The sequence below is a fragment of the Streptomyces sp. genome (assembly GCF_035563135.1).
Classification (GTDB): domain Bacteria; phylum Actinomycetota; class Actinomycetes; order Streptomycetales; family Streptomycetaceae; genus Streptomyces.
In genome coordinates this window covers 1-19566 of record NZ_DATMVN010000257.1, presented here as the reverse complement: position 1 = coordinate 19566, position 19566 = coordinate 1, and the positions used below count along the sequence as shown (strand labels likewise).

The following is a 19566-nucleotide window of genomic DNA, read 5'->3' as shown; positions in this document are numbered from 1 at the left end:
ATCGACCACCCCGGGTGGATACACCCGCGTCAACACACCCAAGGCGATCCGGTCCGACAACCGTTCACCCGACGACTTCACCTGCCCAGGCCTTGGCACAACACATCCAACGACCAACACACCTCAAAGTCACCGGTATTGTGTCTAGGGGTTCTGTCGGTCCAGGCGGAAGGCACTTTCTACGTGCAGGGTATCGGTTCGCGTCCCAAGCTCCATGTCACTGCTGACGGTGCGGGGGTGGTTGGTCACGCCGGAGCGCGGCTGCTGGCTGATCTCGCCGATGCCACCGGGCTGACCAGCTCGTACTCCACCGCGCTGAGTCCGCTTCGGCCACGCGGTACTGGTCATGACCCGGGCCGGATCGCCGCCGATCTCGCGGTGATGCTCGCCGATGGCGGCGAGGCGATCGGGGATCTGGCCGCGCTGCGGGACCAGGGCGAGGTGTTCGGCCCCATCGCCTCGACGCCGACGGCCTGGAGACTGCTGGCCGCCATCGACGAACGTGTACTGGATCGTCTGCGCTCAGCCCGCGCCCAGGGCCGCGAAGTGGCCTGGCTGCAGGCGTCCGAGACCCGCTGCGGCATACCGGCGGCGAAAGCCGGCGGGCGGGAACTGCCCGGCCTCGTCCTGGACATCGACGCCACGCTGATCACCTGCCACTCCGAGAAGGAGGCGGCCGCGCCCACCTACAAAGGCAGCTTCGGCTTCCACCCGCTGCTGTGCTTCATGGCCAATACAGGCGAGGCCATGGCCGGGCGGCTGCGTCCCGGCAACGCCGGAGCCAACACGGCCGCGGATCACATCGCGGTACTGGACGACGCTCTCGCGCAGATCCCCGACGCCCACCGGCACGGCACCGACATCCTCGTCCGCACCGACAGCGCCGGGTCCGCGAAAGCCTTCCTCACCCACGTCCGGGAGCTGCGAACACGGGGAATCCGCACCTTCTTCTCGGTGGGATACGCGGTCACCGAACCAGTCCGCCGCGCGATCCGGGCCCTGCCCGAGCAGGTCTGGCACCCCGCCCTGGACCAGGACGGCACCCTCCGCGAGTCCGCCGAAGTCGCCGAACTGACCGGCATGACCGACCTTGCCGGCTACCCGGCCGGCACCCGCATCATCGTCCGTCGCGAACGCCCCCACCCCGGAGCCCAGCTCTCACTCTTCGACCAGGACGAAGGCATGCGGCACCAGGTCTTCCTCACCGACACCCCGTTCAACTCCGGAGCGGCCCAGTTCCTCGAGGTCCGCCACCGCGGACACGCCACCGTCGAGGACCGCATCCGGTGCGGCAAAACCACCGGCTTGGGCCGCTTCCCCTCCCGCCTCTTCCCGGTCAACGCCGCCTGGCTCGAACTCAGCCTCGCGGCCACCGACCTCCTCGCCTGGACCCGCGTCCTTCTGCTGGACGGCGAACTCGCGACTGCCGAACCCAAGAAACTCCGCTACCGGCTCCTGCACGTCGGCGCCCGGATCACCCGCGGCGGCCGCCGCCTCCGCCTTCGCATATCCGCGACCTGGCCCTGGCGACATGAACTCGCGGCCGCGTTCCACCGCCTGGCCGCACTACCCCGTCCCGCCAGCTGACCCGCTGTCCCTGCCCACCTCGACCCAAGGACCTCGGAGAACCCGACCCCGCGCCGGGCCGTCACCATGCCCACCGCCCGACACAGCCCCAAACAATCTCGCTCGGCCGCCCACAGCTCCAACTGAAACGCCGAGGCTAGCCCGCGCTGTCGGTCCGGCTGCTGGGGGCGGTGCGCACGCTGGTCGTCCTCGTGCACCGGGCGCGGTGGGGTGGTGTCCACTCGGTCGGCGTGCTTCTGCGTCCTCGCACGGGCTCCGTCGCCGGCCTTCGTGAAGGCGTCCGTCACACGGCGCAGCTGCTCGGCGGTGAAGTCCAGGGCCTCTACGTCCGTACGCGATGCCTTCAGCTCGCGCAGCGCCGTCAGGTCGATCCTCGACCGTGCCCCGGCCTCCGGCTCCTGGTCGTCGTCTTCGGGGCTGGCGGCCAAGGGCGCGAGCAGTTGCTCGGGCGTCGCCGCCTGTTGGTGGGCGACGACGTCGTACGCCCGGCCCTGCACGGCGGTGGTGGTGCGCAGCTTCTCCCGCACCATCGCACCGACGAGGACAGCACGGTCGTACTGGAGCGGGATGCGGGGGATCTCCTACTCCCCCGCGTCCTGGCCCAGGATCCGGGCTTCGGCTCCCATCATCAGCCGCCGCTGCCGTTCGTCGAGGTGTGGGAACAACACCTGGAACTTCACAGTGAGTTGACCGCGAACCTCGCCGGAGACGCTCATACCACGACAACGAGCCGAACCGCAGGAAGCAACACCTTGATTCTCTGCGAGCCCTTACCGCCGACAACGTGACAGCACCATCGGAAGTCGGCGGTTCGGCCGCAGTGACAACTGTTGGAGGGGTGCGATGGCCTCATGTTAGCGCGGGTGTCGTGGCATTGCTCCTGCCTCGGAAAGATTCTCGAGCCAGAGCCATGGGGCTTCTTCTGAGATTTTTCAGCACTGCTGGGTAAGGACGGTCTGGGAGATGGACGTGAGTCGGTTGGGCCTGCGGCGTGACCCGTGGAACCCGGCGCACACCCGACGCGACAACCGGGCCATCGCCCTACCTGTCACCGACCCGACAAGCCGGAACGGACCGCCGGAGTATCCGACGGCCCGTCACGAAAGATCGAGGTTAACAGAACTGGTTGTAGTTCTGTGTGCCGAATCTCGCGAACGCCGCTTGCGTTCCCGGACCGGCGATTCCATCGAGAGCGCCGGTGTACCCCCAATTGCCGTACTTGAGGAAGTACTGGAGACCCCTGATCGTATTCGGGCCAACGATACCGTCGACACCGAGGCTTTGGTCCCAGACCCTGTTGAGGAAGCGCTGCATTTCCTTCCAGCTTTCCGTGCCGAGATATCCGTCCGCGCCGACGCCGAGGAAGCACTGGACGCCCATGGCCTGGGTTCTGGTGAGCCCGAGGTTGTTGTACGCGACTGCGACTGCGACTGCAGGCCGTGGAGCGGTTGTTGTGATAGCCATGCTGGGGGTGGCGAGTGCAAGGCTTCCGGCCGCTATGCCGATCACTGCGGTTGTGCTGGCGATGATCCGCGTCAGACTGCGCTTCATGCTGGGGGTTCCCCTTCTGTTGAGTGGAGACTTTCTTCCCATACGCCATCCAGAAGTAACCTGGCAACAGGTTCGTCAAATTGGGGTGTGCCTCAGATGCGTCTAAAACCAGCCACGGGATTGAACCGCCCCGGGTTCGGTAGAGATCTCAAATTGTGGTAATGACCTGGGGTTTCGTGATTTCGGTGTAGTAGTTGGCTTCGTATTCGACGGGTGGGACGTGGCCTATCTCACCGTGGAGCCGACGGTGGTTGTACCAGTCGACCCACTCGGCGGTGACGAGCTCGACATCGGGCAGCGTCTTCCATGGCCGTCGGGGCTTGATCAGCTCGGTCTTGAACAGGCCGATCGTGGACTCCATGAGGGCATTGTCGTAGGCATCGCCGACCAATCCGATCGAGGCGGCGATGCCGGCGGCGTCCAGATGCTCGGCGAGCCGGAAACTTGTGTATCGAGCACTGTCACGTTGTCGGAGGTGTGATCCTCTGAGGTCGGGGAGAGCCGTTGCCCGGGCGCTGTCACGTTGGTTGACTGAATGGGATGATCTTCTGGTTGATCGTGCTGGAGGGGATTGTTCGTGGGGGCCGTGTCGCCGTCGTACAAGGGGCACCGGTACCCGGTCGAGATCATCTCCCACTGCGTGTGGCTGTACTTCCGCTTCCCCCTCAGCTTCCGCGAGGTCGAGGAGCTGATGCTCGAGCGCGGTGTGCTCGTCTCCCACGAGACCGTCCGCCGCTGGTGTGCGAAGTTCGGGCAGGCCTACGCAGGCGCGCTGCGCCGCCGGCAGCCCCGGCCCGGTGACAAGTGGCACCTGGACGAGGTATTCGTCAAGATCAACGGAGAGCAGAAGTACCTGTGGCGGGCCGTCGTCCAGGACGGCAACGTCCTGGACATCCTCGTGCAGAACCGGCGGGACACCGCTGCGGCCAGGCACTTCTTCCGCCGCCTGCTGAAGACCACGGGTGCGGTGCCGCGGGTGATCATCACCGACAAGCTCCGCTCCTACGGCGCGGCCCACCGCGAGATCATGCCCTTTGTCGAGCACCGCTCCCACAAGGGTCTGAACAACCGGGCCGAGAACAGCCACCAGCCAACGCGGCAGCGCGAACGGGCGATGAAAGGCTTCCGCAGCACCGGCGCAGCCCAGCGGTTCCTGTCCGCGTTCAGCGGCATCTCACCCCACTTCCGACCCCGCCGCCACCTGATGACCGCTCCCGGCTACCGGGCCGAGATGACCATCCGCTTCACGATCTGGGACCAGGTAACCGCCCGGCTCGCAGTGGCCTGAGCAACAGGCCCGGAGCCCGACTGGAACCATGCCTCGACACACCGTCAGGCCCTACCCACCCAACAACGTGACAACGCCCACAAAAGGCCTTCCGGACCGACCGCGCAAAGCACGGGTTGGGGCCTTACCCCTCTCGCAGGTCAGGTGCTCGAAGTGCCACTCTGCTCGGAGGGGCGCATGGGTGCTTGGCCAGGCTTGTCTGTGACACCGCTGGCCGTAACCGCGGTTGAGGTCACGGCGGTGCCGGCCTTGCCCCAGGCGTTGTCTTCCAGAAGCACTGTGCGCTCGCCAAGGAAGAGTGTGGTCTCCTTGTCGAAGATCCATTCACTTCGCTCGCCGTCGTGCACGCGAGCAACTGCCACGCCACGGCGCCCAGCAGCGTCCACCGAGCTCGGAATCGCGATCACACCAGGAATGTGAGCGGCAGCGCGGTAGAGGGCTGCACTCACCTCCGGCGGAGCTACCGAGGCCCGGAGCAAATCACCGATCATGACGAAAGCTTGCTGGTCCGGCCCGGTGGTGGAATCCGAACCTTCTCCGTGATTCAGCTCCGCCTCGCGGTAAATCACTTTGAGCAACTCTGTCGGATCGGTGGGCAGCTTTTCCAGGAAACGATAGGTGGGCAGGCCGAAGCTTCCTTGACCGGGGGCATCCAGGAGGGTTTCGTTGGCGCCGCCCTGGCGTTGCACGGTGCGGCTGCTGCCATCTACGGACGTCCACTGTTCGTAGTTTTCGCTCTGGCGGGACCGCTCCATCTTGCCGTCCTGATTCTCGGACAGCGCGGTGGTGTGCCCGGTCACCTTGACGTACATAAATTGCATGTTTCTTGGCGATGTGGGCGGGTTCACGGTAGCTGTCAAGGCTGCCTGCTCCAGGAGCTGAACTGAAGCTGTCGATGCCGGTGCAACCTTCGGGGCAGGTGACGTGCCGAGATTGGGCAGTACGACTGCGGTGATTGCAGCGAACGCTACTGCTGCAGAAAAAACGGTAACGGTGATGCGCCGCCGCACGCGGGGTTGTTGTAGCGCGTTCACGCTCTGGCGGTCGATCTCCACGAGCAGGTTCTCCCTGTGCAGGTTGAAAGCTGCAGGTGTCGGCTCCGGATAGAGAGGCGCTGGAAATTCTGCTTCCGCCTCTTCCCGCTCCGTCACTTCGGACAGCGAACGCTTCTTCATGCTTTCCTCCGGTGTGCAGAGACCTCAAGCGATGTGTTCTTCACGCTGTGTCCGCCAACGCGCTCAGATTGCAGAGTGGAGATTCCTGCCCCCAGCTCTGTTTCCACCATCTGGCGTAATTTGACCCGGGCTCGCGAAAGCCGGGAACGGACCGTTCCAGTGGGCACCCTGAGGGCCTCAGCAGCCGCTGAATAACTCAGCCCTGACCACACGACCAACGTGAAGACCTCGCGCTCGCTTCGCTTGAGAAGGAGGAGCGCCTTAGAGGCCGCTTCCAGGCGTTGGGTGTCAGCAAGCTGTCCGACCACTTCGTCTGAAAAGTCCGGGTAAGCAACCTCGGTTTCCAGGCGAGACATAGCCCTGCGGTGCCGACGTGCTGCTCTGGCAGAGTTGCGGAGCACGTTTGTGGCGATGCCCAGCAACCAGGGCCGGACGCTGACCACCTCGTCGCGGAGCTTGTGCCGCAGCCGCCAGGCTTCAAGGAAGGTCAGGGACATCACGTCCTCTGCTGCAGCCCAGTCGCCTGTACTTCGGACGGCGTATGCGTGCACCACACGCGCATGTTGATCAAAAATCTCGGCGAACGCCTCACGCTCACCAGATCGAACTCGCTCGTTCAGTGACTTCACAACCAGTAGTGTCCGCACACCTCAGCCGGTTCCACATCGGCAGCAGGAAATTTTTACGCATGACGAGACGCCTTGCCGATCAAGCAGCACCTCCGGCAGATCCACCTTCGGGAGCATCGCATTCGCGGCCGCCCGCAGGGGACGAAGAACGAGGACAGATCGGGCTCCGGCTCCAAGTCGGCAAAGGGCACTGTCACGTTGGCTGACTGGGTGGGATGATCTTCTGGTTGGTCGTGCTGGGAGGGGCGTCCGTGGGCAGTACGTCACCGTCGTACAAGGGGCACCGGTATCCGGTCGAGGTGATCTCCTGCTGCGTGTGGCTGTACTTCCGCTTCCCGCTGTCGTTTCGCGAGGTGGAGGAGCTGATGCTCGAGCGCGGCGTGCTCGTCTCCCATGAGACGGTCCGCCGCTGGTGTGCCAAGTTCGGGCAGGCCTACGCCAACTCCCTGCGTCGTAGGCGTCCCCGGCCCGGTGACAAGTGGCACGTGGACGAGGTCTTCATCAAGATCAACGGCGAGCAGAAGTACCTGTGGCGGGCCGTCGACCAGAACGGCAACGTCCTCGACATCCTGGTTCAGAACCGGCGTGACAAGGCCGCGGCCAGGCGATTCTTCCGCCGGCTCCTCATGGAGACCGGGTCCGTGCCGCGGGTGCTCGTCACGGACAAGCTGCGCTCCTACGGGGCGGCCTACCGCGAGGTCATGCCCTCCGTGGAGCACCGCTCCCACAAGGGCCTGAACAACCGCGCCGAAAACTCCCACCAGCCCATCCGGCAACGCGAACGCGCGATGAAAGGCTTCCGGAGCGTGGGCGGGGCGCAGAGATTCCTGTCCGCCTTCAGCGGCATCTCGCCCCATTTCCGGCCCCACCGCCACCTGATGACCGCATCCCACTACCGAGCTGAGATGACCGTCCGCTTCACCATCTGGCAACAGACCACCGGCGTCACCGATCGACCTGCCGCGGCCTGAGCCCAGACCTGCACCCAGCCCCACCACACCTCAACACCCCGTCAGGCGCTCGCACCCCCAACAACGTGACAACGCCCTTGTTACTGGTCCCGGTGGAGCGTGTACGCGCGGCCGAGATGCGGATACGGCCCGCTGGCCCGAGGCTGGCGGGCTCTACCTCGTTGCGAAGACCTCGAAGGTGACGTTCCGATATCGTGTGATCACCGTAAGTGCCAGCCCGTCGGCGGAGGAGAATCATGTCATCAGGTATCGCGGTGAACGACGTCTGCCTGCAGAAATACCAGGCGTTGAGGCTCCAGAAGAAGCACAAGTACATCATTTTCAATCTCAACGGTGACAATACGGAGATTGTCGTCGAGAAGGTCTCCAGCGACACGGACTACGACACCTTCCTTGCGGATCTGCCGGAGACTGAGTGCCGGTGGGCCGTCTACGACTTCGAGTACGAGAGGGATGGCGCCGGGAAGCGGAACAAGATCCTTTTGTTCGCGTGGTCACCGGACGACGCCAGGATCAAGCAGAAGATGCTCTTCGCCTCGGCCAAGGATGCACTCCGCCGTGAGCTCACGGGCATCTCGGCCGAGATCCAGGGGACCGAATTCGCGGAGGTCGCCTTCGATGCGGTCCTGAACAAGGTCTCGCGCTGAGCTGACCGTTCGGACGGCTGATCAACGGGAGGACTGACCCGGTCCAGCCGCCCGCGCGGTCAACTGCCCCACCTGCACCACTCATCTGCGGCGCCCGTCGGAGAACACCCGCACTCTCCTGGCGGGCCCGCTGTGCATCCGGACGCCGGCCCCCACATGAGGGGGCACTCGGTCGTGACTTGCCGGGGCGCTTGATCGTTTCTGCTGCAGTGGCGGTCACCGGGACCGCCGGTTCCCGTGGAGCCCGATGATGAAGCAGCCCGTTCGAGTGGTCTTCCGTTCCGCGCTGGAGGGGCCGCCCACGGCTGGGGCGGGGCTGCGGGTGGGGCTCTACCAAGGGCAGGGCCCGGTCGGCAGCGCGCAGGCGGTGCGCGAGAACCTGGACCGGATGGAGGAGGTCGCAGTGCTGGCGGCCCGGCACGGTTGTCAGGTGCTGGTGTTCCCGGAGAAGTTCAACACCGGATACGCCATCGGACTGCAGGAGTGCCGGGAGCTGGCCGAGCACGCCCAGGGCCCCTCAGTGGAGTGCGTGCGGCGGACGGCCAAGCAGAACGAGCTGGCGGTAGTGCTGCCCTATCCGGAGCGGGACGGGGAACGGTTCTACGACTCGATCAGTGTGATCGACGCCGATGGCCTGGTGCTGGCGAACTACCGCAAGAGCCACCTGTACGGGGCCGCCGAGCGCCGCAACTACTCCTTCGGCCAGGACCTGCCCCCGGTGGTCAGCCTGAACGGCGTCAGCGTAGGGGTGTTGAACTGCTACGAGTGCGAATTTCCCCCGCTCTATCAGTACCTGGCCGAAAGCGGCGCGAAGATCGTCCTGGGTCCCACCGCCGCCGATTTCCACTTCCGACTCGCGAGCGGGTCCATGAGCCAGGTCCCCTACCAGGACGCCACCCGCCACATCATCCCCGCCATGGCCAGCATCTGGCGCCTGTTCGTTGCCTACGCCAACCGCCGCGGCTGGGAACAAGTCCCCGTCGGCTCCTGGCAGTACCGCGGCAACTCCGGCATCTGGGCACCCGACGGCGAACCCCTGGTCACCGCCACCGCCGAAGACCGCCAGCACGACTGCCTCCTGATCGCCGACTGCCTACCCGCCGCCATCCCGCCCTTCAGCCCTTCAGCCCAGAAGGCGACCACACCCGCGACAACCGCCTCACCTTGCACCCGGTCCTGCGTACACCAGCGTGACCCCTACCCCACGAGCGGGACTGCCGCTCCGGTTCCACCATGCGTGGCCAGGTACCAACCAAGGTGTCCCGGCACACCCATAACCCAGGGCAACATCAGCAACATTTGCCAACAACCGTACTGATTTGCCATCTAGCTTGCGTCGTCACATCCACTGTGATCCGGCTACCCGACCACAAGGGGTTGACGGCGCAGTTCAGCAGGTCTTGGGTTGGGGCCACGTCCAGAGCAAGGGGGGCTGGCCATGGAACTGCTCAAGTTCGCCGACCGACTGCCGCAGTGTTCACGCTGCCGAGGCGGCATCATCATGAGCGGAGTGGCGCCGCAGAACGACGAACACGGGCGACCGATCCACCTGGAGCTGTGCCCGGCCTGCGACACCGGCGACGCCGGCCGCCCGGCGGCCGCCCGGCGGCCGGCTTGTTCGTCCAGTGGTTCGCCGACGGCGGCGGCCATGACGAAAGCCGCGTCCAGGAGGGCGCGCACCTGCTGATGGAGCGGACGAAGGAGTGCATGGCTGCCCACGGCTGGCACTTGCAGGACGCCCCGCCCGATCAGCCCTGAACGCCGCCTGTCGGCCGTGGCGGCAAGGTCATGGCCGATCCCCACTCGTAATCCGCCGGTACCGCGCCACGGCGCGGACTCTTCGTCCCGGTCGGCTCGTAGCCGTCCGGGTAGGCGGCGTCTGCGCCCTCACGAGCGGCCTGAAACGCCTTGGCTACCTTCATCTCCACCTTTCTGTACTGCCCGACTGACCATTGCCGCCACCGGTCGCTCATGCGACATGATGCCGGTGCCGGGCGCAAGGCGCCCGGCACCGGGAGGTGGGTCGCTTCACGGCGACGGGGTTGCACATCTGGGGCACTCGCGCCCCTGCCCGACGTCCAAGAGGCGGAACCGGCTGATCAGACCGCAGGTCATACACTGCGCGGTCCACGGCGCGGTGACGGAGCGGGGGAAATGTTCAGCCGGGATGAGGCCGGCGTTGGCCATGATGCTTACGGCTTGGCGCCGCCCCCTCCACCCGCGCCACCTACCGCGTTCTTCGCTGTCGGCCGTCTTCTTGGCCGCCGACTCCTCTTTCTCCTTGGCCTTCACCCGGTGATACCCCTGGATCCAGATGGGGAACTGGCGCTCCTTGACCTTGCAGGCGTACAGGTACGCGCGCAGTTGCTCGACACCGCTGGGCAACTGCTGGCGGTGAGATATTCGATATGCGGCACTCCGGGACAGGAACACGAACGGCTTCCGCGTCTCATCCTTCCGCGCAGCTTGTACTCGGTCTTCTAGTTTCTGCATGGATGGGCGATTGTTTCCTTCCCAGATCCTGGCCAGTGCCCTGCCGAGCTCGTCGCGTGTGCTCACCATGCGCGGGTGCGGGGCTTGGGTAAGGGAGCGTCGCTGCCGTCCAAGGGGCCGGGTGGCCTTCTCGAACAGCTGCTTTGCGTCCTCGGAGTTGAGCCCGAGTTTGGCGACGTATCCGTCCACGACGGACTTCTTCGGCGCGGCTGCTCCGGATTCAGCTCGCTGAATGGTCGAGGTCGGCTTCCCGATGGCGTCGGCTGCCTGACTTTGAGTGAGTCCCAGCGCGGCGCGGCTGCGGCGCAAAGCGCAGGCCAGCTGTCCGACGGCGTTCTCGGTGTCCGGCACCTTCTTGAGACGCCGGACCTCCCTCACGGTAGTCATGGCGCGGTCAGGCCGAGGTGGTCCGCAGTTCGACCAAGGCCGGGCGCAGGAACGCGGTCAGCTTGCTGGTGGTGCAGACCCGCACCACGAGAGCGCCGAAGAGGCCGGCGCCGCCGGTCACGAGGACGGCAGTGACCGGCTTCGTCCCCGTGAGGATCAGTACGGTCACGAAGAGAACCACGACCGTGATGATGATGGCCTCGGGGCCGCTGGGGCATGCTCTCGGAGGGACGATGGTGGTCAACATACTGAGCTCCCTGTTCCTTTGATCGCGTGTGCAGGAAGGTGTTCCTGCTTCCAACCAGGTTGTGCCGCTGGGCGGTTGGCTCACCGGCCGCGGTAACGGAAATGCTGTCACTCCATGACCATGCGTCATGACCGATCGAGATGTTTTATTCGCGTGCATCCCACCCCACCCTCGAATTCGGTGCGTGGGGTTGATTCGAGAGGACCGCAGGGCAGACCATTGGCCAAAGGGTGGACACGCTGTGTAACGAGGAAGGTCTCGATCAGGCTGGCTTCAGGGTCGCTCGCCAGTACCAATTCAGCAGAACGCCACAACGGCGCAGATGATCATGTAAACACCCAGACGTAAACCAGTTTGGGTTGCCCTCAGCTCCCCGCCGCTGGGACGATTTTGCTAAGTCCCTGCACCGCCGCGTAATTCCAACCAGGTTGATCAGGGACACCATGCGGGCCCTGGTGGGCTCCGGGCCCGCAGCAACGAGCCGACAGCACCAGCTGTCGGCTCGTTTGCGTTTCTCACCCGCTACGGCAAAGCCATTCCCAGCAGCTGGGTGTGACTGAGTACTCAGTTGGCCAGTTGAGCGTGGCGTTGTGCCGTTCAGTGCGCGGCCCCGCCGACCCGACTTACATCGCGCTACCCGACGTTGAGGTCCGCATCCCAGTCCTCGATGGTGCAGTCGCCTGTGTGTACCTGCGCCAGGTCATCGGCGAGGTCCCAGCCGGCCACAAAGGAGAACGTTCCGCTGACCCTAGCGTCGCCCTGCAGGTCGTCCGTCCCGCCCCCGTCCGAGCTGCTGCGGACCACAGACGCTGCGAAGCCTGCTTCGAAAGCACCCTGGAAGGTGAACTCGACCTGCCCGGCGTGGCGTAGGAAGTCGAGAGAGTCGATGTTGAGGGTGATGAAGTCGCTGGTGGGCGGCCCGGCGGTGATCGGGTCGCTCGTATCCATGGTCTCGAACCCGGCTGTGACGCGGCTGCGGATCTCCTGGATGAGCTGCTCCATCGGATCCTGGAGAACGTCCTCCAGTTCGGCGGCGCACAGGTCCTCCAGGAGAGCGATCGTGAGCCGTCCTCGGTCGTCCAGTGCCACTTCGATGCGCTGCCACAGCCCATCTTCGTCGCCGATGCAGACCTCTGCCTCCCGAAACGACCGGTAGTCGCCGATGCCTTGTCCTGTCATTGCCAGGACCCGGACGACCGCGGGGGCGGTGTCCAGGAACTCCCGCCGGAGGTCGGGTTGGCTGAGATCGGCGGTGGCAGCCGCAAGCATGTGGGCGGCCACCTTGCCCGACCTGCCGAGGTTCTGAATTCGTTTGAGCACGGCAGGACGGCGCTTCTCCGCGCCGGCCAGATAGCTCATCGTGATGCCCGCTTGGCGTACGGAGTTGCTCTTGCCCTCCACTCCGTTGCACGGGCGGCAGATCGGGGCGAGGTTCCGCGGGTCATGGAGGTCGAAATCGGCCCGTAGTCCGTAGGCCGTCTTGAGCTCTGCCAGGCCCGCTTCGGTGACGTCCTTGGGGATGATGTGGTCAATCTCGGAGAAGCTGAACTCCACGGGCTTGGTACACCAATAGCACTTCGAATCCCACGCTTCCCACAAGGCCAGACGTAGAACTCTGTTGGACCGGCCTGCTCGATAGCGGACGAAGGTGGCTGTCGTGTGTCCCATGCTCTTCCCCCCCCCAGCAGGCACCAGTTGCGTGAGCAACCGTTGTACCGCAGGTCGTACAAGCGCGCCGACCAGTCCGACGAACGAAGATGTAGACGGCGCGCGGGGAATAAGTTCCCGCGCAGGCCGGGTGGTCCCGCGAAGCTCCTCCTCGACGTCCAAGCCGAGCAGCTCAGCCAATATCGACACGGAATACTCAACCGGCCAACTCGCACGCTCACTCGCCAACTGAAGCGCTCAGTCACACTGGGACGCGCCGCCTGCGGGTCGGGCGTCTGGCTACAGCTCGATGTCGAGCCGTTCCACGTCGGTGAACTCCACGCCCAGGCCGTGCGCGCGGGTGTCGCTGGCCCGGAAGTACATCTGGGCCAGGCCGTCGGCAGCGATCTGCCGGAGCTGGTCCTCGGACTTGCCCTGCTCCCGCGCGGTGAACAACTGGTCGGCGTACCGGGGCGGCAGGGCCTGGGTGATGTCCCGGATCCGGGCGTCGTCGGTGGTGCCCGAGGCGGCGGTGAAGCCGAAGCGGGCGCGGGTGGAGACGACCAGCCCGCCCGTGGACGCCGCCTGCTTCCGCGCCTTCGCGCGGATCTGCGGCTGCCATCGCTTCTTGACCTCGCGCTCCAGGCGGCCACGCAGGTCCTGGCGGGGGCGCTTGAGCTTGCCCGTGACGTACCGCTCCACGGTGCGTTGGGAGATCCCGAGCGCCTGGGCGGCGGCTTTGGTGCCCTTGAGCTGCTTGACGAGGTACTTCATCTGCGCCTGGGCGCTCTGGGGGATGCGGCGGGTGAACGCCCCCTCCAGCGCGCGGTCCAGGCTGTCCCCGAGCGAGTCGACCACGGTCTACTCCCCTTCTCCGACGCTCTGGTCAGTCTTGATGAGGTTGGAGATGTTGAAGACCTCGCCACGCTCCTCGAACTGCTGCTCCGCCCAGAGGACGGTCTGCGTGCCCTGGTGCTTGACCATCCCGGGCGAGACCCCGAGCCGGAACGTGCCCGGCGCCGGCTTGCCCTCGGGCGTGTACGGCAGAACGTCCAGCGGGGACGGCCCGGACGAGGGGTAGACGATTGCGTCGGTGCCGATCGCGACCGGGTAGAGGTCGGCGGCGGCCGCCGTCTTCATCAGCTTGCGGTGCAGGCCGGTGCGCTGGTTCGCGAGCACGGCGGCCCGGATGTCCGGGCGCCACGTCCACCGGTCCAGCGCCGGATAGTGCTCGTAGTACGGCACCTGACCCCGCGAGCGCTGGCGCAGCTTACCGATCGCGCCCTTCGCCGTCGCCTTGATCGCGGTCTCCAGCAGCGCCATCGTCGGGTCGACCTGCTTGCGCCGGGCCATCGCCTCGAGGAACTCCTCGCCCTGGAGGTCGGTGGTGACGCCCATGTCGGCCATCGTCGCGATGTACGCGTCGCGCAGCCGCTTGTACCAGGAGTCGAGGTAGCGGCCGGTCTGGGTGCGCACGTACGCCTCGATCGGCGCGACGTCGAAGCCGAGCTCCACCGCGTACTGCACGGTGGGCGTGGCGTACCAGGCCGGGCCCTTGGGACGGTCGCCCTTCGGCGTGAGCGGGCTCGGGAGCCGGGAGCCGTCGACCGTACGGCCGTTGACCCGCACGCGGGAGAGGTCGACGTGGGAGAGGTCGACCAGCCACGAGCCGGGCAGCGCCGGGTCGAACTTCGGGTTGTTCTCCAGGTGGGTCGGCCCGTTCAGTCCGACCGTGAGTCCGTTCGCGGCCGCGGCGAAGCTCATGTTGATGTCGACGACGACCAGGTAGGGGTTGGCGCACTCCTCATCGGTGAGCGGCCGGCACCAGTCGTAGGGCTCCTCCATCAGCATCTCTGCCGGGGTCCGCAGGTGATGCCGGGCGAACCCCGCGTCCTTCAGGATCGGGTGTTCATCGGGGACCTCGCACGGAACGACGGGGTACTTGGCGGTAATCGCGTCGTCGTTGAACGCCGGTTTGAACTCGCCGGTGGCCTCGTCCTTCTGGGCGCGGGTGGGCGGGCGCAGCGCGGTCATCAGCTCCAGGCCGGTCGTCGCGGTGCTGCCGCGTGGCGTGATGACCCGGGCCGCGTACAGACCGAGGTACTGGACGAGTTCGGCCGGGTGCATCGTCGGCAGCTGCGGGTTGTCCTTCTTGTCCCACTCGCGGGCGTCCAGGGCGTTCCACGGCAGGATGCACAGCTGGACGCAGCGACGCTTCGAGCCCTCGGGGTCGCGGTAGAGGCGGGCCCACGGGCCGAAGCCGCGCTGGCTCATCTTGAGACCGGCCCGGCCGATCTGCTTGACCACCTTGTGGCCGGCCGGGATGCGGCCCGCGTGCCGCTCCTGCTCCGACAGGGCGACCGGCAGGCCGAAGCGCTCCAGCGCGGCCGCGGTGAGGACGAGGATCGGGTCGGCGTCGCGGCCGTTGCGGTGCAGCCGGGCCTGCCCGAGCCGGGCCTCGGTCAGCGTCCAGTCGACCAGCGCCGGGATCGTCTTGGCGGGCACGTCCAGGACCAGGCCGCCGACGCAGTACGCCGACACCTGCCCGTCCTCGCAGTCGATGACCGCGAGCGGCCCGTTCTCGAAGCGCGGGTCGACGTCGGCGGTCGCGGCCGCCGTGGCCTTCTTCGCCACCGCCTTTTTCACACCCGGGCGCCGCGACGACGCGGCGGGCGCCGGGCGTACGGCAGTAGTTGGGGCCGGGGGCGCCGGCGCTTCGGCCGCCGGGGCGGGAACGGGCGCGGGGCCAGTGAATGCCTCCGGCACTGTCGGCGCCGGGGCAGCGGCGGGCGCGTCGTCGGCGGTGGCGGGGAAGCGGGCGGCGAGGCCCTCCAGGAGCCGGGCGTAGGCGGCGCGCTTCGGCGGTCGCGGCTCGGTCTCGCCTGACTCCCAGTTCCCGATGGTCTCCCGCCGGCTCTTCAAGGCCTTGGCGATCTGTTCCTGGCTCAGCCCGGCGGCCTCGCGCAGACGCTTGCGCTCCTCGGGTGTCGGGAGATCGTCCTGAGCGACTTCTTCCAGCAGCGCATCGACGGCGCTGAACAGCTCGTTCTCAGTGGGCACAGAGCTCACCTCCGCAACACACCATACCTCAATTGCGCGTCGGATTTTACATTGGATTTCACATGGATTGCTCATTGCGCTGTGGTCTCCCGGGACGATCCAGACCGGGAAGCACTGGAGGCTCTGTGGACGACGTGGACGGCTACGCCGTGCTTCCGGCCCGCGAGAGCCGGGCCGTGCTGCGGCGGGTGATCCTGCCTGCAGCCGCCGCGAGCGCCGTGCCCCAGGCCCGTCCGGTCGTGGTGTTTGTCGGCGGCCAGCCGGGGGCCGGGAAGACCAACGTCGCCGACTTGGTCCAGGCGGCACTCGGGCGGCGTGGTGGCTCCGTGCGGATCGGCCGCGCCCTCTACAAGGCCGCCCACCGCCACTACGCCGCAGCGCTGGCCGCCGACGTCCGGACCGCCGGCTCGAAGGTCCGGCCGGACACCAGCTCCTGGCAGGCAGCCGTCCAGGAGTACGTCCGGAACCACGGCCTGGACGCGGTCGTCGAATCCGCCCTCGCCAACCCGGACGACTTCCGTGCGTCGTCGGAGGCGCCCCGCCGCTCCCAGCACCGGATCGAGGTCGTCGCGCTCGCGACGCCCGAGGCGTTAAGCCAGCTGGGCATCATCGACCGCTTCCTCACCGAGGCCTCCGTCGGCGCGGGCGGACGGTTCGTGACCTGGGCGAACCACGACTCGTGCGCGAAGAACATGCTCACGACGCTCGCGGTCATCGAAGCCGAGCAGCTCGCCGACCGCATCACCGTGGTGACCCGCCACGGCACGGTGCTGTACGACAACGAGCTCGTCGACGGCGCGTGGCGGCGCCGGCCCGCCGCCGACAAGACGATCGCCCGAGGCCGCTCGCGCGCCTGGACGGCCCGGGAGACGGCCGTGTCCAGCAGGAGATAGCCCTTGCCGAGGTGCGCGTGCACCGCGACGTGCCGGGCGAGGACGAGCGCCTGGCCGTCGTACGGAACGCGCGGCGGGACGCCGCGCTCGCCGTCGGTCCGCCGCATCACCCAGCTCCGACGGTGCGCCCCGGGCGTCGACTACCACCGGCTCTTACGCCGCGGAGCACCGGTGGGTCTTCGACGAGCTGATCGTCCCGTCCTCCTCGACTGCATCGTCACCCGGGACGAGCCGCGCGCCGTCTACGTCCTGGGGAAGCCCGAGGCGGGCAAGCTGCTGGCGCCCGGATGGTCCGCCGCGCGATGCGGCCCGGCACGACCCGGGCGCACCTGCACGACGCGCATCGACCAAAGGTGCTGAAGCCGCTTCCTCCGCGGGAAACGCCCCCTGCGTGCGAGGCCGACGCGTCAGATGGGGATCAGCGGAATGATGTCGGTCCCTGCGTACGACTCGGGTTCCAGCGACAGGAGCGTCAGCGGCTCGCCCGCCTTTGCCGCGTGCCAGGCGATCGCGGCGGCGTGGGCAAATGGCCAGTCCACGTCTTTCCAGTCCATCGCATCCACTGCGTGCGCCGTGGTGAACGGACCGTTCTCCGCGAATCGCAGGGATGCCGCGTGCTGGCCTGGAGCTGTACGTGCTCCGTACGAGTAGGACAACATCCGTCTGGCGATTCAGACGAGCAGTGCTGCGAGGGCCGCGGTCACGGTCGCGGCGAGAGTGAGGACCGCTGTGAAGGCGACAGCGGCCCGGGTGAGCGCGGTGGGGTACGTGGCCCCCTCCATGCGGGCGAGTTTGCCCGCGCCAGCGGCGGCCAACAGTGCGACGACGATCACCAACGCGGTGGACAGAAGGACGACGGCCACGAGGACTCCCGGGAAGTGGTGAAGTGCTGACGTGGTCGAAGGTCATGGAACCGGTGTTCGCCGGTGTTCGCCGGGACGAGAATGGACACCGGCGAACACATCGGGGCCCCGGGGAAGGTGCATGGACGAGCAGACCGGCCACAGCCCGCAACTAACCAAACTGCGCGGGAGACTGGCCGACGGGCTGGCCCGGGCCCGGTTGAACCAGACCCAGCTGGCCCGGCGGGCGGGTCTGGGACGGACCACCGTCTCGGAGGCGCTCTCTCCCCAGAAGCCGGTGCCGTCCGCGGAGACGGTGGCGGCGCTGTCACGCGCGCTGCGGCTGCCCGAGGCAGAAATGCTGGCGTTGCAGCGCACCGCGGTGCAGCAAGCGGGCACAAGTACGACAGAAGGGCCTGGCCGCCCCATTGGAGAGTGGGCGCCGCATGACCTGGAGGTCCACCGGGCCGGACCCGGCCCGACGGCCGCAGGCTCCGACATGTCTGCAGAGCGGGCTTGGCCCGCCTATGTGCGTCGCGAGCATGACCGGGTGCTGGACAAAACAGTCGACGACACCATGGCCGGCCGCAGTCGGATCATGGTGCTGGTGGGCGCCTCCTCGACGGGCAAGACACGGGCCTGCTGGGAGGCCGTCCAACCCCTAGCCGATCAGGGATGGCGGTTGTGGCATCCCTTCGACCCGACCAGAGCGCAGGCCGCGTTGGAGCAGCTGCACCGCGTCGGGCCCCGCACGGTGGTGTGGCTGAACGAGGCCCAGCATTACCTCGGCGACCGGGCAGTAGGTGAGCAGATCGCAGCAGCCGTGCACCGTCTACTGGTCAGCCGGGAGCGCGGGCCCGTGCTGGTGCTGGGCACGCTCTGGCCCGAGTACGCCACCCAATACACGGCTCTGCCCACACCGGCCGAGCCGGATCTGCACAGTCGAGTACGAGAATTACTCGCCGGCCACCTCTTGGCAGTACCCGATGCCTTTGACGCCCCGGCCCTGGCCGCGGCCAGGGCCCTCGCCAAGGATGGCGACTGGCTGCTGGCCGACGCCCTCACCCGTGCACACGCCGACGGCCGGATCACCCAGGACCTGGCCGGTGCTCCCGAGCTCCTCAACCGCTACCAGCATGCCGGTCCAGCCGCCAAGGCAGTGCTGCAGGCCGCGATGGACGCGCGCCGCCTCGGCGTCGGCTTGCACCTTCCCCAGGCCTTCCTCACTGATGCCGCCACTGACTACCTCAGCCAGAGCGACTACGACCAGCTCTCCGACGGTTGGGCAGAACAGGCATACGCCGAACTCGCCAAGCCTGTCCACGGCAAACAAGCTCCCTTACGACAGACCTCCCCCCGCCCCGTGCGACGCCCGCCCGCCCCTGCCTCCGCCGCCACCACGGGTGCAGAGGCAGGGAAGGGACCTCAGTTCCGGCTCGCCGACTACCTCGAGCAACACGGCCGCACCAGCCGCCGTCACCTGTGCCCACCTGCGTCTTTCTGGCATGCCGCCCTTACCCATCTCGCTCACCCCGATCACCTGAACCGCATCGCGGATGAAGCCGAGAAACGCCTTCGGCTGCAGTGGGCTCACCACTTGCGCCACCAAGCCGCCGTCCACGGAAGCCCTGTGGCCCTGGCCTTACTAGCGGTGATGCGTGCGGAGGCCGGGGATCCGGACGGCGCCGAAGTCTTAGCCCGGCAGGCCGCTGGCCATGGCGACACAGACGTCCTGCGCCAACTGGCCGAGATGCGGGAGGAAGCCGGGGACCGGGATGGTGCTGAAGCCCTGGCCCAGGAGGCCGCTGGCCTCGGAGACACCGACGCCCTGCGCCAACTGGCGGTGACACGCGAACTCGCCCAGGACTGGGATGGTGCCGAAGTCCTGCTTCGTCAAGCCGCCGGCCTCGGCGATACCGACGCCTCGCGCCAGTTGGCGAGGATGCGGGAGGAAGCCGGGGACCGGGACGGCGCCGAAGCCCTGCTTCGTCAAGCCGCCGGCCTCGGCGATACCGACGCCCTGCGCCAACTGGCCGAGATGCGGGAGGAAGCCAGGGACCGGGACGGCGCCGAAGCCCTGCTTCGTCAAGCCGCCGGCCTCGGCGATACCGACGCCCTGCGCCAACTGGCCGAGATGCGGGAGGAAGCC

Annotated in this window: 20 protein-coding genes and 1 pseudogene; 10 read left to right on the top strand and 11 right to left on the bottom strand. The window is 67.1% G+C overall.

Annotation, left to right across the window (positions count from 1 at the left end; genetic code table 11):
- Window positions 1-183: 183 nt before the first annotated feature.
- Window positions 184-1587: an IS1380 family transposase gene (locus VN520_RS11465; protein ID WP_325746775.1), complete on the top strand. Its 1404-nt coding sequence runs from the start codon at window positions 184-186 to the stop codon at window positions 1585-1587.
- A gap of 170 nt (window positions 1588-1757) precedes the next feature.
- On the top strand, window positions 1758-2375 hold the full coding sequence (locus tag VN520_RS11460) for a hypothetical protein (RefSeq protein ID WP_325746777.1): 618 nt from the start codon (window positions 1758-1760) through the stop codon (window positions 2373-2375).
- Between the two features lie 325 nt (window positions 2376-2700).
- Here VN520_RS11460 and VN520_RS11455 read toward each other — a convergent pair whose 3' ends face one another.
- The gene (locus VN520_RS11455; protein WP_325746774.1) at window positions 2701-3138 is read right to left on the bottom strand and encodes a peptidoglycan-binding protein; all 438 of its coding nucleotides are present in this window, start codon (window positions 3136-3138) and stop codon (window positions 2701-2703) included.
- A 148-nt stretch (window positions 3139-3286) separates the two neighbouring features.
- Window positions 3287-3748 carry an integrase core domain-containing protein gene (locus tag VN520_RS11450; protein ID WP_325746773.1) on the bottom strand — a complete coding sequence of 154 codons (462 nt, stop codon included), beginning with the start codon at window positions 3746-3748 and terminating at the stop codon, window positions 3287-3289.
- Between VN520_RS11450 and VN520_RS11445 the strand changes: the two genes are divergently transcribed.
- Window positions 3716-4426 (top strand): IS6 family transposase, encoded by a 711-nt coding sequence (locus VN520_RS11445; protein ID WP_325746772.1) that lies wholly within the window; start codon window positions 3716-3718, stop codon window positions 4424-4426. The two genes, VN520_RS11450 and VN520_RS11445, sit on opposite strands and share 33 nt — an antisense overlap.
- Before the next feature lie 140 nt (window positions 4427-4566).
- On the opposite strand, the gene VN520_RS11440 is transcribed toward VN520_RS11445, so the two are convergent.
- Together VN520_RS11440 and VN520_RS11435 are read right to left on the bottom strand one after the other, a co-directional pair.
- Window positions 4567-5601 carry a CU044_5270 family protein gene (locus VN520_RS11440; RefSeq protein ID WP_325746771.1) on the bottom strand — a complete coding sequence of 345 codons (1035 nt, stop codon included), beginning with the start codon at window positions 5599-5601 and terminating at the stop codon, window positions 4567-4569.
- Window positions 5598-6221 (bottom strand): RNA polymerase sigma factor, encoded by a 624-nt coding sequence (locus VN520_RS11435; protein ID WP_325746776.1) that lies wholly within the window; start codon window positions 6219-6221, stop codon window positions 5598-5600. Before VN520_RS11435 ends, VN520_RS11440 begins: the two co-directional genes overlap by 4 nt.
- Before the next feature lie 224 nt (window positions 6222-6445).
- Here VN520_RS11435 and VN520_RS11430 point away from each other — a divergent pair, with 224 nt between their 5' ends.
- From VN520_RS11430 to VN520_RS11410, 5 genes and pseudogenes are all read left to right on the top strand, one after another.
- Window positions 6446-7201, top strand: coding sequence for an IS6 family transposase (locus tag VN520_RS11430; RefSeq protein ID WP_325746770.1), 756 nt, complete (start codon window positions 6446-6448; stop codon window positions 7199-7201).
- A gap of 236 nt (window positions 7202-7437) precedes the next feature.
- Window positions 7438-7848 (top strand): actin depolymerization factor/cofilin-like domain-containing protein, encoded by a 411-nt coding sequence (locus tag VN520_RS11425; RefSeq protein ID WP_325746769.1) that lies wholly within the window; start codon window positions 7438-7440, stop codon window positions 7846-7848.
- A gap of 250 nt (window positions 7849-8098) precedes the next feature.
- Window positions 8099-9166 (top strand): nitrilase-related carbon-nitrogen hydrolase, encoded by a 1068-nt coding sequence (locus VN520_RS11420; RefSeq protein WP_325746768.1) that lies wholly within the window; start codon window positions 8099-8101, stop codon window positions 9164-9166.
- 120 nt (window positions 9167-9286) lie between these two features.
- Window positions 9287-9391: pseudogene (locus VN520_RS11415) on the top strand (DUF6300 family protein); the annotation flags it as partial.
- Between the two features lie 71 nt (window positions 9392-9462).
- Window positions 9463-9606 (top strand): DUF6300 family protein, encoded by a 144-nt coding sequence (locus VN520_RS11410; protein ID WP_325746767.1) that lies wholly within the window; start codon window positions 9463-9465, stop codon window positions 9604-9606.
- Window positions 9607-9876: 270 nt separating this feature from the next.
- Here the strand turns inward: VN520_RS11410 and VN520_RS11405 are convergent, their stop codons facing one another.
- From VN520_RS11405 to tap, 5 genes are all read right to left on the bottom strand, one after another.
- Window positions 9877-10692 carry a helix-turn-helix transcriptional regulator gene (locus VN520_RS11405; protein WP_325746766.1) on the bottom strand — a complete coding sequence of 272 codons (816 nt, stop codon included), beginning with the start codon at window positions 10690-10692 and terminating at the stop codon, window positions 9877-9879.
- 43 nt (window positions 10693-10735) lie between these two features.
- The gene (locus VN520_RS11400; protein ID WP_325746765.1) at window positions 10736-10975 is read right to left on the bottom strand and encodes a hypothetical protein; all 240 of its coding nucleotides are present in this window, start codon (window positions 10973-10975) and stop codon (window positions 10736-10738) included.
- Between the two features lie 633 nt (window positions 10976-11608).
- The gene (locus VN520_RS11395) at window positions 11609-12529 is read right to left on the bottom strand and encodes a hypothetical protein (RefSeq protein ID WP_325746764.1); all 921 of its coding nucleotides are present in this window, start codon (window positions 12527-12529) and stop codon (window positions 11609-11611) included.
- Window positions 12530-12922: 393 nt separating this feature from the next.
- Window positions 12923-13480, bottom strand: a complete 558-nt coding sequence (tpg, locus tag VN520_RS11390) for a telomere-protecting terminal protein Tpg (protein WP_325746763.1) — start codon at window positions 13478-13480, stop codon at window positions 12923-12925.
- Between the two features lie 3 nt (window positions 13481-13483).
- The gene (tap, locus tag VN520_RS11385; RefSeq protein ID WP_325746762.1) at window positions 13484-15682 is read right to left on the bottom strand and encodes a telomere-associated protein Tap; all 2199 of its coding nucleotides are present in this window, start codon (window positions 15680-15682) and stop codon (window positions 13484-13486) included.
- A gap of 125 nt (window positions 15683-15807) precedes the next feature.
- Between tap and VN520_RS11380 the strand changes: the two genes are divergently transcribed.
- A complete protein-coding gene (locus VN520_RS11380; protein ID WP_325746761.1) occupies window positions 15808-16575 on the top strand; it encodes a zeta toxin family protein in 768 nt (255 codons plus the stop codon).
- Window positions 16576-16982: 407 nt separating this feature from the next.
- Here VN520_RS11380 and VN520_RS11375 read toward each other — a convergent pair whose 3' ends face one another.
- Both VN520_RS11375 and VN520_RS11370 read right to left on the bottom strand, forming a co-directional pair.
- Entirely contained in the window at window positions 16983-17138 is a 156-nt protein-coding gene (locus tag VN520_RS11375; RefSeq protein ID WP_325746760.1) for a hypothetical protein, read from the bottom strand.
- A gap of 108 nt (window positions 17139-17246) precedes the next feature.
- Window positions 17247-17438, bottom strand: coding sequence for a hypothetical protein (locus tag VN520_RS11370; protein ID WP_325746759.1), 192 nt, complete (start codon window positions 17436-17438; stop codon window positions 17247-17249).
- 121 nt (window positions 17439-17559) lie between these two features.
- Between VN520_RS11370 and VN520_RS11365 the strand changes: the two genes are divergently transcribed.
- Window positions 17560-19566 (top strand): helix-turn-helix domain-containing protein (locus tag VN520_RS11365; protein ID WP_325746758.1); only part of this gene is annotated, 2007 nt, incomplete at its 3' end.

Bases quoted from the DNA above. Each gene is read 5' to 3' on its own strand.
- VN520_RS11455 (WP_325746774.1), bottom strand. From the start codon at position 3,138: ATGAAGCGCAGTCTGACGCGGATCATCGCCAGCACAACCGCAGTGATC.
- VN520_RS11440 (WP_325746771.1), bottom strand. From the start codon at position 5,601: ATGAAGAAGCGTTCGCTGTCCGAAGTGACGGAGCGGGAAGAGGCGGAA.
- VN520_RS11430 (WP_325746770.1), top strand. From the start codon at position 6,446: ATGATCTTCTGGTTGGTCGTGCTGGGAGGGGCGTCCGTGGGCAGTACG.
- VN520_RS11425 (WP_325746769.1), top strand. From the start codon at position 7,438: ATGTCATCAGGTATCGCGGTGAACGACGTCTGCCTGCAGAAATACCAG.
- VN520_RS11420 (WP_325746768.1), top strand. From the start codon at position 8,099: ATGAAGCAGCCCGTTCGAGTGGTCTTCCGTTCCGCGCTGGAGGGGCCG.
- VN520_RS11400 (WP_325746765.1), bottom strand. From the start codon at position 10,975: ATGTTGACCACCATCGTCCCTCCGAGAGCATGCCCCAGCGGCCCCGAG.